Here is a 15,977-nt window from a genome sequence, read left to right on the forward strand (position 1 = left end):
TAACATGATTTCCAATACACAATTAATAGATTTTAAATTTCTCACTAACGATTTTGACGGGTTGTGCCTAAGTCTCTCGTAAAATTATTTTAGCTCTTTAGAAGTTAGCGTTTTATATTTGTTGCATGTTAATCCCCGTTGTTAAATAATAAGTCCATTTGGTAATGAGCTGATGAAGAAAAAAATGAAAGGCTAATCTAGATTACCAGATACTGATTATTGATGTTTTCATCTTTTGTCACCAACTGCTTATCTACATACTATAGCTAATTTACTTTTAAGTTAATTTAAATTCTTTCCTTTGCGCATGGGGAGTAAGGGAAAAAAATGGTGTCAAGCAGCAACCTCCCATATAAAGTCTTTCTGGCGGTCAAATAGATATGTTTTAACCTCTAGCGTTTCCTCAATAATCTTATTTATTTTAGTCCAGTATATTTGCATTGTATATTCTCCTTACTCCATTATTTGCAAGTTTCATCCTTCTAGTAAATGGAAATAATAAAGATATAACCTAACCTATTAGATGGAGGATTTATATAGTGACCACCAACGCTAATTACAATGGAAAATTACCGCCTAACGCAGAATCATATTGGATAAACACGACTTATTTACCAGAGTACCCCCGCCTTGAGCATGACGTGCAAGTTGATGTCGTTATTGTAGGTAGTGGCATTACAGGCATTACTTCTGCCTATCTGCTGGCGAATGAAGGGCTGAAAGTTGCTATTATCGAAGCAGACAAATTACTGAACGGGACAACAGGACATACCACAGCTAAAATCACTGCCCAGCATGATTTAATCTATGATGAACTAATCCGCTATGCTGGGAACACTATGGCAAGATTATACTACGAGGCGAACACCGATGCTTTAAACTTTGTTCAAGAAACAATCAATAAACATCAAATTGATTGTGAGTTCACTCAGCAAGATGCGTATGTTTATAGCACAACAGAAGAATATGCACTTAAACTAGAAAAAGAGGCAGATGCCTATAAGGAGCTTCTAATTGAAGGCGAACTCGTAAATAAACTCCCTTTCGATTTAGAAATATTTAATGCACTTGTTATGAAAAATCAAGCACAATTCCATCCACTTAAATACTTGGCTCATCTTACAAAAATAATTACCGAAAAAGGTGGATACATCTTTGAAAATACAACAGCTGTAGATATAGAAACTGGCGAACACCCCGTCGTGCTTACCCGTGGAGGAGCTCGAATTACAGGAAAATACGTTCTTACCTGTTCTCATTTCCCTTTTTATGAAGGGGCAGGACTTTACTCTACAAGAATGCATGCAGACCGTTCCTATATTATTGCTGCTAAAATAAAAACAGAATATCCAGGTGGAATGTATATTAGTGCCGAGGAACCGAAAAGATCTCTCCGCTATGCAACAATCAATGGCGAAGAAATGATTCTTATATCTGGAGAAAGTCATAAAACAGGACAAGGAGGGGAAACACTCAAACATTACGAGGCCTTGGAGACTTTCGGTCAACAAGTATTCGGCATTGAAAATATTACATACCGTTGGTCAGCTCAAGATTTAGTTACACTGGATAAGATTCCTTACATTGGCGAAATTACCCCTGGTCAAAAAAATATATTAATCGCTAGTGGATATCGGAAATGGGGATGACAAATGGAACCGTAGCTGCGCTTTTATTCCGTGATATCATACTAGGAAAAAAGAACAAATACCAGGAATTATATTCTCCCTCCCGTTTTCATCCGAATCCAAGTCTGAAAAACTTCTTAACGGAAAATGCGAACGTTGTTAGTCATTTAATTAAAGGGAAATTAGAAATTCCTCAGAAGAGTATCCATCATCTAGCCAACGATGAGGGGGCTGTTATTGACATTGATGGGCACAGAAAAGGGGCTTATAAAGATAAAGAGGGTATGCTTCATATCGTAGATACAACTTGTACTCATATGGGGTGTGAAGTGAAATGGAATAATGGTGAACGATCTTGGGATTGCCCGTGCCATGGTTCTAGATTCTCGTATGCAGGGGAAGTGCTGGAAGGACCTGCAGAGAAGCCATTACAAAAATATGATTATAAACTGATAGATAATCTTACCTCAGAAGACTCTGGTTATTAACTAAATTATGAAAAATGGTGTCAGGCACCATCAAAAGACAACTGTCTTTTTACGGTGCCTGACACCAACATCCACGCCGAACCTCAAAATCCCCTCCTTTAATACTTCTTTGTCTTTAAAGGATTTCTTTAACCCCTTTTACAGAAATTGGTACATTACTCATATAAATTTCCTCCTTATTTAAAGTGCCTGCGGAAGCTATATTGACTCCATCTCTACTTAGCCATACTGATATTCTGTATTACTGACTATACAGCAAAAAAATATAACTGAATAGTTAAGACGGTAATTTACCTTGGTAACAACTATTCAGTCCATATAGCTATTATTTGGTTCATAATGCTCTCATTCCCAATATTTTCGTGTAAAGCAACTCAAACTAAATTTTCAGATTTGCATCGTAAATATTTGGTTAAGGTTCACTAGAGTGTGACCGTTATCCACGACCAATGGTATCGTTCAACTTCTTACGATACTTATCCTTCCAAGTTTGCTCATCCTTCACTAGCTCGTCACAAAAAGCTGCTACATCCTCGCCTGTTAGGTCAGTAACTTGCTTGCCTTCCGCTGCTCCTTCCTCCAAGAGCTCCAGTATACCGGAAAAGATACGACTGCTGTCCTTCCAGTCGGTCGGAGCACCACCAGCAGTCCACATATATTTTTGAATAGCTTTGTATGCATGGTGGTACTCAACCGGAAGAGCCTTCGCACGTGCCTCCATCTCCTTCCATTCACGCTCATCTTCCAAACTGCCAATAATTTTATCAAAAATACTCATATAATGTTATCCCCTTTTGATTTTTTTGTTTTAAGTTCAGTAATTTTGCTAGAGACAAATTCCCATTTTGCCCAAAACATTTTAAGTTGCTCTTGGCCAGCTCCATTTAAAGTATAAAATTTCCTTGGAGGTCCCATATTAGATGGCTTTTTCTCGATATCCACCAAATTGTTTTTCTCCAACCGCATGGTAATCGTATAAACTGTTCCTTCCACTACATCCGTGAAGCCAAGTTCTCGCAGCTGTTGCGTGATTTCATATCCGTAAGTTTCCCCACGGCTGATGATCTCAAGCACACACCCCTCAAGCACTCCTTTTAGCATTTCTGTAATATTTTCCACCTTTTCAACCCCATTTATAATTCACCATATTTTCAAAGTACTATATTCTTAGGTAGTATGTGTCACACATATTAAGTATTACTTACTACCGGTATATAGTATCGCAGAATAGCTTCACTTGTCAATAGCCCTATGTCCCAAACTGAGCGCTCCCAAGGACAAAAGGGACAGACCCCTTGTCCCTGAAAACTATTCGACCTATTCTATTGTAATAATCACTTTTCCCTGTGCATGCCCTTTTTCGAAATATTGAAATGCTTTTGGAACCTCCTTTAGAGAATAGCTTCTATCCATTACTGGCTTTACTTTCCCTTCTTCTATTAGCCCATTTATAAAAACTAAATCTTGTTGATTTGGTCTCTGCAGGAAGGGGATAAATTTCTTTTTTCCAAATAGGGATAACAAGGGACCTAATAGCATCGTTTGATAGAATTGACTATTAGCTCCACCAACATGAATGAATACGCCATTTTCTTTTAGCTTTTGTATGAAAACTCTTTAGGTAAAAGGCAACACTAAGCTGAACCTTCTAAATTTGAACTTTTTTAAAAGGCTAGGAATGATTAAATATAGTGCTTTTGTTATTCATTAAGCAATTTGTTCATTAGTGGGTTCAATACGATACCCTTTCCTTTTTAAGTATTGAATCATTTTTTGTTCTTTACTTTGTTCGAGATCAACATAATCAGGGCCTAGTTCCTGATATGGTTGCCTTGTTTTTAAAATATTGTAAGCAATTGTTAGGATTAAATGAGCGGAAGCGATCCGTGCTTTCGATTTTCCTTGTCGTTTCATAATTCTTTTTCTATGTGCAGATATGCGATTATACTGTCTATCTGTAGCCATGGAACATTCAACAGCGGTGGTTCTTAATGATTTGTTTCCGTACTGAGTTTTACCTGTTTTTTTTTTACCGGCACTCTCATAATTTCCTGGACTCACTCCAGCCCATGAGGCTAGATGTTTAGAACTTTTAAATACTGACATGTCTACACCCATTTCAGCTATAAAGATTGCGGATGCATTTTTATCCACACCCGGTATGGTATCTAGTAGTTCGCACTCCTCTTGATAAGGAATAAGCGCTTGGTCTATGCGTTCAACTACTTTTTCGATTGTTTCATCGATGTGATTGATATGGTCCCAATGGAAACGTAACATATCAATATGATGTTTACGTATTCCACCGTTAAGGGCTTCTGCAATATCTGTTGTGCTCGCCTTAACTCTTGAATCAACCATTTGTTGAAGTTCAAACACACCTATTTTTTCGCCGTTTATTAGGGCTTCAATAATGCGACAACCAGTGACACCAAAAATGTCAGATAAAACAGAAGTTAGTTTAATATTTGCATCCTGTAGAATTTTGTGGATTCGATTGCGCTCAGAAGTTCGTGTATGGATGAGTTTTTTACGATACCGGGTTAAATCTCGCAAATCACGAATTTCTTTGGGCGGTACAAAATTTTTTTCAATTAGTCCAGAACGCAAAAGTTTAGCTAACCACTCCGCATCTTTTACGTCTGTTTTCCTTCCGGGAACATTTTTAACATGTTGGGCATTGGCGAGGATTAATTGGAAGTCACATTCTATAACATTCCAAACGGGCTTCCAATATACACCGGTACTTTCCATTACAGCATCCGTTATTTTGTGTGAGGATAGCCAGTCGCTAAGTGCCAAAAGGCCACTTGTGGTTGTTGGAAAGGTTTGAATCTCTTTATTTGGTTTTTTATCTAATGAACCAAATAAAACACAAGCAACTACTGTTTCTTGGTGTACATCTAGGCCTGCACACCGTTCAATCATAGCTTCCATATAATCACCTCAAAGATTTTTAATACAATACAAGCGACAGAAGTCATCATACAAAATTTTTGTATTCGTGTTTATAAACACATTAGACGGTTCTTTTAAACTGTCACAACCAGTTTTTCTAACGGGGTATCAACTTGTATTGATCCACCAAACAGTCTTCGGACTGGTCGTATTGTACTATTAATTATGGTCAGGTGTTAAGTGGTTTAGACTTTCTATCATGGGATAGGAGCAAGTTTTCATGATAGACGGTGGCGGCGGGTAACGCCGCCATGAGAGTTTTTCTTATAGGTAAAAATAGATTGGGATCCGTTCACTCCGAAAATCACATCAAAGGTCTTGCTATCATTCGCAAAGTAGTCTTTTTTATAATCAATCACATGGTCAGCACCAAGGGATTTTACAATATCTACGTTTCTAGTACTGACCACCGCCGTTACTTCTGCCCCCAATGCCTTTGCGATTTGGACAGCAAATGTTCCTACACCACCTGAGGCGCCATGAATTAGTACATTTTGTCCAGCCCTTACCTTCCCTATATCTCTAATCGCTTGTAGTGCAGTGGTTCCTGCCATTGGGACGCCGGCTATTTCTGTAAACGATAGATTACTAGGCATTAAAGCCAATACTTTTTCATCCACAGCAGCATACTCTGCAAAGGCACCCCAGCCGCTACTAGCTAAGTCACCATATACCCGATTCCCAATCTGTAGTTTAGTAACATCCTTCCCTATAGCCTCCACTACTCCTGCAATGTCCCCACCAGGAATACGATATTTCGGTTTCTTAAGTCCAAATGCCAACCGCACTGGCAGCGGTTTTCCTGTTAAAAGAGCAAGATTGCCAAAATTAATGGATGATGCATAAACTTTTACAAGCACTTCCTTATCTTTTGGTATAGGCTTATCTACCTCCCCTACTTTAAGCGTATCTGGCGTTCCATACTTTTCCGAAATAATAGCTTTCTTCTTTATCTCCTTGAATTCCTTTTTCATCATTGTAGATGGATCATACAGATACTGCATTGACTTAAGTTAATAGAGATATATCGGGAAGGTTTATTGCATTCGCTTTTTGATTCTGCTTAATGACTCAGGGGTTATACCTAGGTAGCTTGCCAATTGATGTTGGGGTACACGTTGGAGTAAATCTGCTCGTGTTTGAATGATTGCTTTATAGCGCTCTTCAGGGGAAGAACGAATAAATTTTGCATATTCATGTTGCGCATGAATTAGATAAGCTTCCCTCATACGACGGGTCATAGATTCCAGTCCCTTATATTGCTGGTACACTTCTTGTTCCGATTCAACATCTGCAACAACCAATACGCAGTCTTCTAAACAATTTAAGGAGTAATTCGATGCTTGACCCGCTTCTTCCAAATTAACCAGCATAATTGCTTGTTCTTCTGTAAAAAAATTGGTGGTAACTTCTTTTCCATCCACCTCTACATGGTATTGCCTTACACACCCTTTCAATACAAAAAAACAATGCTTAGTCGGGAAATCTCCCTGTTTAATTAAATAAGTCCCCTTATTAAATTCCTTTATTACTATCTCTTCTATAATCGCCTGCTGCTCTTCTTCCTTTAGCGTTGTATATTTCTCCATATATTTCATAAGGATTTCTTTCATAACAAGCCTCCCTTTATGATATGACTTCAAAACAAAAAGTAAAAAAACATAGGCTTCTCCAAATTTGGAAAAGATAAACATATAAACTTAATATGCTTGATTACTGTCATTTCAGCTTACGCTTTGCCCCTTGATTACATGACTTTTTCAAGGGCAAATTTCTCTATATGACAAATATCATATAGCCAACATGACATGTATGTCTGCAAATATGTTTGGTACATCTTTATACTATAGATATCCATTAATAGAAGGGAAGCAAAAAATGAATATAAAAAACTTAAAACAATTGAAAACCGCTGTTGCGCCTTTTGAGAAATCCACTGTAAAGGCAAGTGTCTGGCAGCTTGCCAACACTATTGTGCCCTTTCTTTTACTCTGGTTTATTGCCTATAAAAGCTTGAGTATTTCATATATGTTAACCCTCGTGTTTTCAATAGCAGCGGCAGGATTTTTGGTGAGAATTTTTATCATCTTTCATGATTGTTGCCACTTTTCTTTCTTCAAGAACCGTAAGGCCAATAAGATTTTAGGAACAATTACTGGAATCTTAACCTTATTTCCCTATAGCAAATGGCAGCATAGCCATTCTATTCACCATGCAACAAGCAGCAACCTGGATAAGCGCGGAGTTGGCGATTTATGGATGATGACGATAGAGGAGTATGAAAATGCCTCTTTAATGGTAAAAATCCAATATCGTTTATACCGCAATCCGTTCATCATGTTTATATTAGGACCTATTTATGAATTCCTATTAGCTAATCGATTCAACCGTAAAGGAGCTAGATCGAAGGAAAGGTTAAATACGTATGTAACGAATATTTCTATCGTGCTATTAGTAGTTCTTCTTGGAACAACGCTTGGCTGGTCTTCTTTCTTACTCGTCCAGCTGCCGATCTTTCTTATTTCTGGATCTGTTGGGGTATGGCTGTTTTATGTGCAGCATACCTTTGAAGACACTTACTTTGAGGAAGATAAAAATTGGGATTACGTAAAGGCTGCAGTAGAAGGAAGCTCCTTCTATCGCCTTCCAAAATGGATGCAATGGCTGACTGGCAATATTGGCTACCATCATGTGCATCATTTAAGTCCGAGAGTGCCTAATTACAACTTAGAGCATGTCCATCAACAGACGGAGCCTCTTCAGAATGTTCCAACTATAACACTGGCAAGCAGTCTTCGTTCTTTAAAATTCCGTTTATGGGATGAAAAAGACAAAAAGTTTATCAGTTTTTATGAATGGAAAAAACAAAAGAAAGCTCTTTCTATGTCTGCAAGATCTGAAATGCAGTAAAACGAAAAGTCTCTTTTGATGGAAGCAACTAATCTGAGCAGCAATTATAAGGTTTAATGCCATTAATTGCTGCTTGATTATGTTAAAATGGATGAATAACAGCCAATAAATAACGAGGTTCTAAACAATGATAAAAAGATTAGAGATTTTAAAAAAAAGCACTGGCATTTCTCCTTATATTTGGACGTTGCTTACCATTTTGCCCTTTTATTTTATATTCCACGCCTCGGCAGCAGTTGATGTGATAGCTGGCATCATCCTAACCATTTTATTTTTTCTATTTTACAGAATCGCGTATCTTTCAAAAGGCTGGACAATTTATTTATGGCCATCCTTATTAATTGGGATATCTACTATCGCCATTTATGCATACAGCTATGTGTATTTTTCTTTTTTTCTTTCCTATTTTATCGGCAATATAAAAAAACGGATTCCCTTTTTTATCCTTTACTTTATACACTTAGCGGTTACAACATTCGCGATTTACTTCAAAATCATCATAGGTGATTCCTTGCTGATAAAGCAGCTTCCCTTTGTGCTAATCATCTGGTTTGGCGTTATTTTATTACCCTTGACCATCCAGAACCGTAAAGAGAAGGATCAGCTACAGGAAAAACTAGAAGATGCGAATAAGCGTATTTCCGATTTAGTAAAACTAGAAGAAAGACAGCGAATTGCCAGAGATCTTCATGATACTCTTGGACAAAAACTATCCCTTATTGGTTTAAAAAGTGATTTAGCAAGAAAGCTAGTTTATAAGGATCCAGAGCAAGCCCGACTGGAACTGAAAGATATTCAGCATGCTTCTAGAACAGCACTAAACGAAGTCAGAAAAATGGTCTCTGAAATGCGCGGCATAAAATTAAAAGACGAGCTCCTACTCGTAAAAAAAATATTAGGAGCGGCTGAGATCAGCCTAACTTACGATATAGCTTCCAATCTAAGAGTTTCAGCGATTGCAGAAAACATTATTAGCATGTGCTTAAAAGAAGCTGTTACAAATGTGGTTCGACATAGCCATGCTACTGCTTGCTCCATAAGCATCAACCAAAATAAAAAAGAAACAATCATGGAAATCAAAGATAATGGAACCACTCCTTTTAAGAAGGAAGATGCTCACAAAGGAAGCGGATTGGCGGGCATGAGAGAAAGATTGGATTTTATCAACGGCACTTTAGAAATTACCGCCAATGAGGGAACAATAGTAAAAATCGCCGTTCCACGGGATGGAAAAATAATAGAAAAGGAGGACTTATTATGATCCGCATTGTCATTGCTGAAGACCAACGCCTTCTTTTATGGGCATTGGGTTCATTACTTGATCTGGAAGAGGATATCACGGTTGTCGGCAAAGCAAACAATGGTGAAGAAGCAATCCAGCTAGTCAAAGAGAAAAATCCTGATATTTGTATAATGGACATAGAAATGCCTGCTAAAACAGGTTTAGAAGCAGCTGAAGAACTGATGAGCCATCCGTGCAAGGTCATTATTTTAACTACCTTTGCCAGATCTGGCTATTTCCAGCGTGCATTGAAAGCTGGCGTATCGGCTTATTTGCTCAAGGATAGCCCAAGCGGTGATTTGGCAAATAGCATCCGCAGTGTGATGGAAGGTAGAAGAATTTACGCACCAGAATTGGTTGATGATGTCTATAAAGAAGAAAATCCCCTTACAGAACGGGAAAAAGAAGTTCTTATGCTAGTTGCGAGCGGCAAAAACACAAAAGAAATTGCCCAAGAGCTATCCATTAAAACAGGAACCGTGCGTAACTATATCAGCATGATACTAGATAAACTAGAAGTAAAAAACCGAATAGAAGCCATCACCAGATTTAAGGAAAAAGGATGGTTTAAATGAGGCTGGGACATAAGTATTCCAGTCATAGATAAACCCGAACAACTATCAAATAATCCTAAATGATTGTTCGGGTTTTATTAGTTTTATAAAAGGCTGTTTCAGTACAGTTAGTGTTAATATCCGCAGCCTGAATACACTTCGCTTTCCATGGGGCGAGCGCCGAGCCGCTTCGGCCTATGGCCTGCAGGGTCTCGGACTTTCTCGCAGCTCCCATAGGAGTCTACGTGTATTCAGGCTGCTCCATATTTCCTACTAATTCATTTTTTCTAAAAAAACAATATTTTTTAGGGAATTGCCTTTAAAAACAGAGTGGAATGGAGCGGAAGACACTCGACTCCTGCGGGAAGTAGAGCAAAACCTAAGACCCCACAGGCTTTAGCCGAGGAGGCTTAGGTTGCTCCCCGCGGAAAGCGAGTTTCTGTAGCGCAATGGAACGAATTAGTTTTTACACTTGACTATATTTAAAAACATAAATAACCATTGTATAAAAGGAACCTTTATTTAAGAGATAAATTAGAGATTGTTCGTCTTTACAGATTGGCTATCTAGTTTTGTCCCAGCCTCATTTTTTATTTACAATCACCATTTTTCATAAATTCCGCTTAAAGGGACGATTCAATTGAAAAAAAATTAGGCAATTCTTGTGCACGCTTATCAAGCATAATCTGTTCTGGCTTGATACCCTGTTCACGCAATACTTCAATGTTTTGCACAAGGAAGTCGTCACTGCCAACAATATAGAAAAGACCATCCTTGTCTGCAGCAAGATTTTTCACTTCTTCATAATAATCTTTACGGTTATCGACGAACTGTGCCTCGAACTTCTTATCAGGTGCAGATGTAAAAATATCGGTGAATAAGAAAGCTTTTGACGAATCGATGTTCAAAGAATGAATCTGATTGACGTTGTCAGCACGTTCGAAATAATCCAATACAATCGGTCTATAAGTTGCCAGACCGACACCTGATGACAGCAGGTAAACATTTTTGTCTTCTCTTTTCAGCGGTAAATTCGAATGAGTTTTAAATATGGCAACTTCATTGCCGACTTCAAGGCTTCTTAAAATCGATTTAAACTCAGAACACTGCTCTCTGATGCGTGTTGTGATCCCGATTGCATTTTCGTGCGGTAAGGAAGAGATGGACATATGGCGAATCAAACTGCGGTTTGGTTTGTCTCCGGCATTGAAACCCTTCAGTGCGAAATGGGTGTGGGAACCTTCTTCCCATGTAAAGTCTTTCGGACTGTCGAGTAGGTACGTTTTAACCTCTGGCGTTTCCTCAATAATCTTATTTATTTTAGTCCAGTATATTTGCATGTATATTCTCCTTACTCCATTATTTGTATCGTACTATCTAATATACAGCAAATGATAACAGTTCTCAATTAAAAAGATTAATTATTTAAGATAATTTATGGAGTATTTTTCATTCTCGATTGCTGAACAACGATTAATTTATACTCCGCCAAGCGAAAAGGAACGATTCAACGTGTTTTTGCATCCATAAACTTGAAGAAATGAAAAAACGGATTTAGGTAATTCAGAAATGGCCTAAGAAGAATGAAAAGAATAGATCAAGATACAATTAAATAATAAATAAGAAATCCGGAATTACAAAAGGAGACCAAAATAAAAACATTCTGATCCCCTTTTATCTACAAACTGTCATTAAATAGTTAATTTTTTTTCTTTTTGAATAATAGTATCGATAGAGTAATTGTTGCATATAAAAATAAAATAATGGTAGAAACCCTTGGAAAATTACTAATTGTTATTTTTTGAATCAATTTCATAAATTAAATCCTTAGAGCCACAAGCTATCAAATGTACGAAAAAAGGAGTACCTCCCCAAAATGTCGAAATAAGTAAGCACCACACAAACTTATAAGACTGGAGGAAGACTCCCTATGACTATTATACGACAAGGAAGCCTATTTGACCTACAAGAATTATATAATTTAGAACCTACCCAACGTTTTGAAGCTATTTTTTCTTCTATTGATATAGACCCAATCTTCGCTGTGGTAACGAAGAAATCACGTTTTGGAAGACCCGTTAAGTTGAACTATGCAGCGATGATTTATTCACTCGTTGCTAGAATCACAGAGCGTATTTCATTTATTAAAGATTTAGTGAAAAGATTACAGAATGACATGATTTTTCGCCTTGATTGTGGCTTTTTAGTGTCAGATACTATTCCGTCAGAAGCAGCTTATTCCAGAATGGTCACAATCCTCAGTGAATCGAATGTACTTGAAAAAGTCCAAGGAACCTTGCTTCATCAAGCGATTTCAGAAGGTTTTATTTCCGATGACACAGTAGCCATTGACGCTACACACTTTCTCGCAAAAGATGGAGCACCACCAAAGGAAGAACAACCGAAAAGTGAACCGAAAAAGCGTGGGCGTAAATCAAAAGAAGAATATGAAAAATGGCTCATTGAAAAGGCGGAACTGGAAGCCAATCTGCCTCTTTTTGATAAAAAAATCGAAGATCAGTTAGACATTCCTTTAGCCGACCTTCGAGCTGAAATTCCTCAAGATCCACAGTGGGGTGTGAAGAAAAACAGTGAAGGAAAAAACGTTTTTTGGTATGGATTTAAAGCTCATTTGGCTGTTGGAACATCCAGTCAATATATTCTTCAATCCCTTCTTTCTTCGGCCAACTTGAATGACGGAAAGGCTGCGATTCCTTTATTAAAAGGAATTCATGAACGAATATCGCTTTCTTCTTTACTCTATGAAACAATGGACGCTGGTTACGATTTTGAAGCCATTTATACGCAAATACATCGAATGGGTCATCGAGCTGTGATTGCTTATAATAAACGCAATGAACCAGAACCAATTGGTTTTGATAAGCATTTCGCTCCTACTTGTGTCCGTGAACATTCCTATCGCTATGATAGCTTTGAAGTAAAATATGAAACACTAAAATACACACGTCCAAACGAATGTAAAGACTGTCCACTAGCCAATGATGCTCTATGTCAAAAGGTGTATAAAGTAAAAATCACTACAGATTTAAGAAAATTTACAGCGCCAGCACGTGGATCTCAAACATGGAAAAAAATCTTCAAAAGACGCACGGCGGTAGAACGTGTGAATGCTTATCTTAAGGGATATTTCCAATTAAACAATGTTCGTTATCGTACAGGAAAAAAGGCTAAAGTCCATTTTGACCTCGTTACGTTAGTTTATAATGCTTCAAAATTAGCTGCAGACCGTCTTAATCAAATGTTAAATCAACAACAAGTTGCTTAATCAAAGTAAAAAAATTAAAAGGAATTAAATTCTGCAAGTTTTTGATTTTTTAAAAGTTGGACTTATGAAATTGACTCTTTTGATAAATTTCTATTATCGAATAGAATAAGACAATAATACTGATAATTATTAAAGAAATCGACAGTACACTTTGTTTATTTTTCATAGTACACATTTCCTCATAGTTATTATTTCCAACGTTTTTCCGAACCAGGAATATCTTCATATGAATACATCGTTTTGGTTGATAAATTTAAATATTGAACCATCGAGACAATTACTGAAACACCCGGTATACTTTTTAAATTTTTTTTAAAACTTTGTGATGTTTGCAACAGTTGGATTTTTTATAGATTTAAATGCTTGATCTATTACACCTATAAATAATAAATCTTTAAGAACACCAATTTCAAAACTTCTAAGTGAATCGACATTTCTGGTAAATTGATCAAAATATTTATTGTAAGAATTAAGTGTTTTTTCCCTGCTTACTTCTCTAGCCTTCCCCCCTCCAAGCTGAAAGACACTGAAAAAGTAGTTTTAGTCGTATAGTCCCCCCATTAATAAAGAAAACGTCTAATTTTTATATCATGAAATTAGACGTTCATGCGTATTAAAAACGTAAGCCCCGGTTAGTTAAGTTTAATTCTTCACAAATTTTCCAAATAGAATATTAATCCTATTGGATTAATACACTAAATTTCTATCATAGCAACGGTATTCTTACAATAAAGATGGATCCTTCTCCTTCTTTACTTTTGACCGTCACGTGTCCGCCATGTAGTTTCACTATATTCTCAACAATAGCTAAGCCTAAACCTGTTCCTGCAACTGTTCTTATCCGAGCCTTATCTGCTCTGTAAAATCGGTCGAAAATTCTTTTTAATTCCTTTTGCCTCATTCCTATCCCAGTATCTTCAAATGTAACAGTAATTACTTCATCTTTCTCTGTAACTGATATGTCTATGCTACCATTTTGTTTATTATATTTAATAGCATTTGACAACAAATTGTCCCATACATTATTTAACAAGGAGGGATCGCCACAAATTTCTATATCCGGAATAGAGTAACTAAGCATTATTTCCTTTTCATTAATTAACCATTGGTAGTGAGATACTAATTCTCTTAGTTGACTTCCTAAATTGAAATTCTTTTTCTTCAGTATATTTTCATCTCTATCCAATGATGCCAGTAACAATAATTGTTTGGTTAAAATAGATAATCGTTTAATTTCACCATTAATAATAGAGATATACTTATTTCTGACATTATCAGATAATGACTTACTTTCCAATAAATTTGTATATCCTTTAATGTTGGACAATGGTGATTGAATATCGTGTGATATATTTGAAATAAATTCTCTTCTTACATCTTCCATTTGTTCTAACTTTTTCGCCATACTCAAAAAGCTTGCAGTTAATTGTCCTAATTCATCTTTCCGAGTCACGGGTAGATCCACATGGAATTGTCCACTTGCTAATAATTTGGTTGCGTGAGTTAGCTTTGCAATCGGCTTTATTAAATACTTGGTACTGAATACTACCAAAACAATACTCAAAGTAATGGAAAGTATTAATATCCATGCAAACAAAAAGTGCATTTCATTAAAAAGTAGTTTTATATCTGGCCTTATAAATAAAGCATAATCTTTATCTTTAAATTTAAGTGGAACCCCAATAGTATTTTTTAACTCATTTGCAAAAAATCCAGTTACAAACGTTTTGTTTGGAAAATTAAGCATCCCATGATAAATATCTCCGCTTAGCACCGATTCTATTGATATAGCAGAAAGAGTTTTATCTCTAAAGGAAGCCCCATAATAAGTTTCTGTGCCATTTCTATCAACAAGGTAGACTTGATATCCGACATCCGAGATATTCTCTAAGTAATCGTTAAGTACCATATTGGGATTATTGTCTATAAAGGAAGCAATCGATTCGGCAATCTTGGTGTTTTTTTGATCGTTAACAGGCTTTAATTTCTGATGATAATACACATTAGATAAAATAAAGGCAATAACACTACTGAAAAGCATTATACCAATAGTGATAACAACAAATTTGACATAAAGTGATCTCATCCACGCCTTGCCTCCAATAAATATCCAACTCCACGAACTGTTTTAATCTGAAAATCATCTGTTAAATTAGAGAATCTTTCCCTCAATCTTTTGATATGAACATCTACTGTTCGTTCATCCCCTTCATATTCTACTCCCCAAACCTGTTCTATTAAATGATTCCTAGATAGAACTTGCATTGGATTCGTAAATAAAAAATATAAAAGTTCAAATTCCTTTAAAGGTAAGATAATAGTCCGATCTCCTATTTGAACCATATAACTTTTCTTATTAATCATCGTATTTCCAATCTGAATAATACTATCATCTTGTTGCTTATCATATCTTCTCAACAACGCTCTTATACGAAAAGCTAATTCCCTTGGTTCAAAAGGCTTAACAAGATAATCATCCGTTCCTGCTTGAAAACCTTGCTCTTTATCTTCCATTTGATTTTTAGCAGTTAAAATGATGACAGGAATATCATATTTTTTCCTTATTTCTTTTGTGAGTTCATATCCATCCAGATAAGGCATCATTATATCCACAACCGCTAGTTGACACTGGTGTTTTTGAAGGATTTTAAGTGCTTCCATACCATCTTTGGCTAATAGCACGACATATCCTTGCTGGGATAAGTGAATTTCTACAAGTTTTAAAATATTTATGTCATCATCAACAATTAAAATATTAGGCATACCATATATCTCCTTGAATCTTAGGTTATTTAGTCTTTTGTCTTTTCCTAGCCATTTATACAAATCACAAAAAATACAAGTAAACCTAAAGTTAAACACTTAGGTCTA

General features: G+C 36.4%; 13 protein-coding genes and 2 pseudogenes. 5 read left to right on the forward strand and 10 right to left on the reverse strand.

What is annotated here, in order from left to right; all coding sequences use genetic code 11:
- Positions 1–345 precede the first annotated feature (345 nt).
- Positions 346–441 (reverse strand): annotated as a pseudogene (locus tag NST60_RS06185) (dihydropteridine reductase); the annotation flags it as partial.
- A 98-nt stretch (positions 442–539) separates the two neighbouring features.
- On the opposite strand from NST60_RS06185, the pseudogene NST60_RS06190 reads away from it, so the two are divergent.
- Positions 540–2,116, forward strand: a pseudogene (locus tag NST60_RS06190) (FAD-dependent oxidoreductase).
- A gap of 436 nt (positions 2,117–2,552) precedes the next feature.
- On the opposite strand, the gene NST60_RS06195 reads toward NST60_RS06190, so the two are convergent.
- The 6 genes from NST60_RS06195 to NST60_RS06220 form a co-directional block, all read right to left on the reverse strand.
- The gene (locus tag NST60_RS06195; RefSeq protein WP_341098399.1) at positions 2,553–2,894 is read right to left on the reverse strand and encodes a DUF1048 domain-containing protein; all 342 of its coding nucleotides are present in this window, start codon (positions 2,892–2,894) and stop codon (positions 2,553–2,555) included.
- Entirely contained in the window at positions 2,891–3,235 is a 345-nt protein-coding gene (locus tag NST60_RS06200; RefSeq protein WP_016204131.1) for a PadR family transcriptional regulator, read from the reverse strand. Before NST60_RS06200 ends, NST60_RS06195 begins: the two co-directional genes overlap by 4 nt.
- Positions 3,236–3,433: 198 nt before the next feature.
- Positions 3,434–3,724: a zinc-binding dehydrogenase gene (locus NST60_RS06205; protein WP_341099800.1), complete on the reverse strand. Its 291-nt coding sequence runs from the start codon at positions 3,722–3,724 to the stop codon at positions 3,434–3,436.
- Between the two features lie 99 nt (positions 3,725–3,823).
- Complete coding sequence (locus tag NST60_RS06210; RefSeq protein WP_100525939.1) at positions 3,824–5,053, reverse strand: IS110 family transposase; 1,230 nt, start codon at positions 5,051–5,053, stop codon at positions 3,824–3,826.
- Between the two features lie 239 nt (positions 5,054–5,292).
- Complete coding sequence (locus tag NST60_RS06215) at positions 5,293–6,051, reverse strand: NAD(P)-dependent alcohol dehydrogenase (RefSeq protein WP_341098400.1); 759 nt, start codon at positions 6,049–6,051, stop codon at positions 5,293–5,295.
- A 60-nt stretch (positions 6,052–6,111) separates the two neighbouring features.
- The gene (locus NST60_RS06220; protein ID WP_169187993.1) at positions 6,112–6,687 is read right to left on the reverse strand and encodes a Crp/Fnr family transcriptional regulator; all 576 of its coding nucleotides are present in this window, start codon (positions 6,685–6,687) and stop codon (positions 6,112–6,114) included.
- Positions 6,688–6,952: 265 nt separating this feature from the next.
- Between NST60_RS06220 and NST60_RS06225 the strand changes: the two genes are divergently transcribed.
- The 3 genes from NST60_RS06225 (at position 6,953) to NST60_RS06235 (ending at position 9,841) form a co-directional block, all read left to right on the forward strand.
- Positions 6,953–7,984 (forward strand): fatty acid desaturase, encoded by a 1,032-nt coding sequence (locus NST60_RS06225; protein ID WP_169189616.1) that lies wholly within the window; start codon positions 6,953–6,955, stop codon positions 7,982–7,984.
- Positions 7,985–8,111: 127 nt separating this feature from the next.
- Positions 8,112–9,245 carry a sensor histidine kinase gene (locus NST60_RS06230; RefSeq protein ID WP_169187992.1) on the forward strand — a complete coding sequence of 378 codons (1,134 nt, stop codon included), beginning with the start codon at positions 8,112–8,114 and terminating at the stop codon, positions 9,243–9,245.
- Positions 9,242–9,841 (forward strand): response regulator transcription factor, encoded by a 600-nt coding sequence (locus tag NST60_RS06235; RefSeq protein ID WP_341098405.1) that lies wholly within the window; start codon positions 9,242–9,244, stop codon positions 9,839–9,841. Before NST60_RS06230 ends, NST60_RS06235 begins: the two co-directional genes overlap by 4 nt.
- Positions 9,842–10,443: 602 nt before the next feature.
- Here NST60_RS06235 and NST60_RS06240 read toward each other — a convergent pair.
- Positions 10,444–11,160, reverse strand: coding sequence for a dihydropteridine reductase (locus NST60_RS06240; protein ID WP_169187991.1), 717 nt, complete (start codon positions 11,158–11,160; stop codon positions 10,444–10,446).
- A 590-nt stretch (positions 11,161–11,750) separates the two neighbouring features.
- Here NST60_RS06240 and NST60_RS06245 point away from each other — a divergent pair.
- On the forward strand, positions 11,751–13,106 hold the full coding sequence (locus NST60_RS06245; protein WP_016205203.1) for a transposase: 1,356 nt from the start codon (positions 11,751–11,753) through the stop codon (positions 13,104–13,106).
- 706 nt (positions 13,107–13,812) lie between these two features.
- Here NST60_RS06245 and NST60_RS06250 read toward each other — a convergent pair.
- On the reverse strand, positions 13,813–15,192 hold the full coding sequence (locus NST60_RS06250) for a sensor histidine kinase (protein WP_101730476.1): 1,380 nt from the start codon (positions 15,190–15,192) through the stop codon (positions 13,813–13,815).
- Entirely contained in the window at positions 15,189–15,869 is a 681-nt protein-coding gene (locus tag NST60_RS06255) for a response regulator transcription factor (protein WP_212121376.1), read from the reverse strand. The genes NST60_RS06250 and NST60_RS06255 overlap by 4 nt, the downstream gene beginning before the upstream one ends.
- Between the last annotated feature and the right edge of the window lie 108 nt (positions 15,870–15,977).

This window comes from Niallia sp. FSL W8-1348, from assembly GCF_038006745.1.
In the GTDB taxonomy this organism is placed as follows: Bacteria; Bacillota; Bacilli; order Bacillales; family Cytobacillaceae; genus Niallia; species Niallia alba.

Excerpts from the sequence above, each read along its gene's own strand:
- NST60_RS06245 (WP_016205203.1), top strand. The coding sequence starts at position 11,751 with ATGACTATTATACGACAAGGAAGCCTATTTGACCTACAAGAATTATAT.
- NST60_RS06195 (WP_341098399.1), bottom strand. The coding sequence starts at position 2,894 with ATGAGTATTTTTGATAAAATTATTGGCAGTTTGGAAGATGAGCGTGAA.
- NST60_RS06240 (WP_169187991.1), bottom strand. The coding sequence starts at position 11,160 with ATGCAAATATACTGGACTAAAATAAATAAGATTATTGAGGAAACGCCA.
- NST60_RS06230 (WP_169187992.1), top strand. The coding sequence starts at position 8,112 with ATGATAAAAAGATTAGAGATTTTAAAAAAAAGCACTGGCATTTCTCCT.
- NST60_RS06220 (WP_169187993.1), bottom strand. The coding sequence starts at position 6,687 with ATGAAAGAAATCCTTATGAAATATATGGAGAAATATACAACGCTAAAG.
- NST60_RS06255 (WP_212121376.1), bottom strand. The coding sequence starts at position 15,869 with ATGCCTAATATTTTAATTGTTGATGATGACATAAATATTTTAAAACTT.
- NST60_RS06210 (WP_100525939.1), bottom strand. The coding sequence starts at position 5,053 with ATGGAAGCTATGATTGAACGGTGTGCAGGCCTAGATGTACACCAAGAA.
- NST60_RS06250 (WP_101730476.1), bottom strand. The coding sequence starts at position 15,192 with ATGAGATCACTTTATGTCAAATTTGTTGTTATCACTATTGGTATAATG.
- NST60_RS06225 (WP_169189616.1), top strand. The coding sequence starts at position 6,953 with ATGAATATAAAAAACTTAAAACAATTGAAAACCGCTGTTGCGCCTTTT.
- NST60_RS06235 (WP_341098405.1), top strand. The coding sequence starts at position 9,242 with ATGATCCGCATTGTCATTGCTGAAGACCAACGCCTTCTTTTATGGGCA.
- NST60_RS06215 (WP_341098400.1), bottom strand. The coding sequence starts at position 6,051 with ATGATGAAAAAGGAATTCAAGGAGATAAAGAAGAAAGCTATTATTTCG.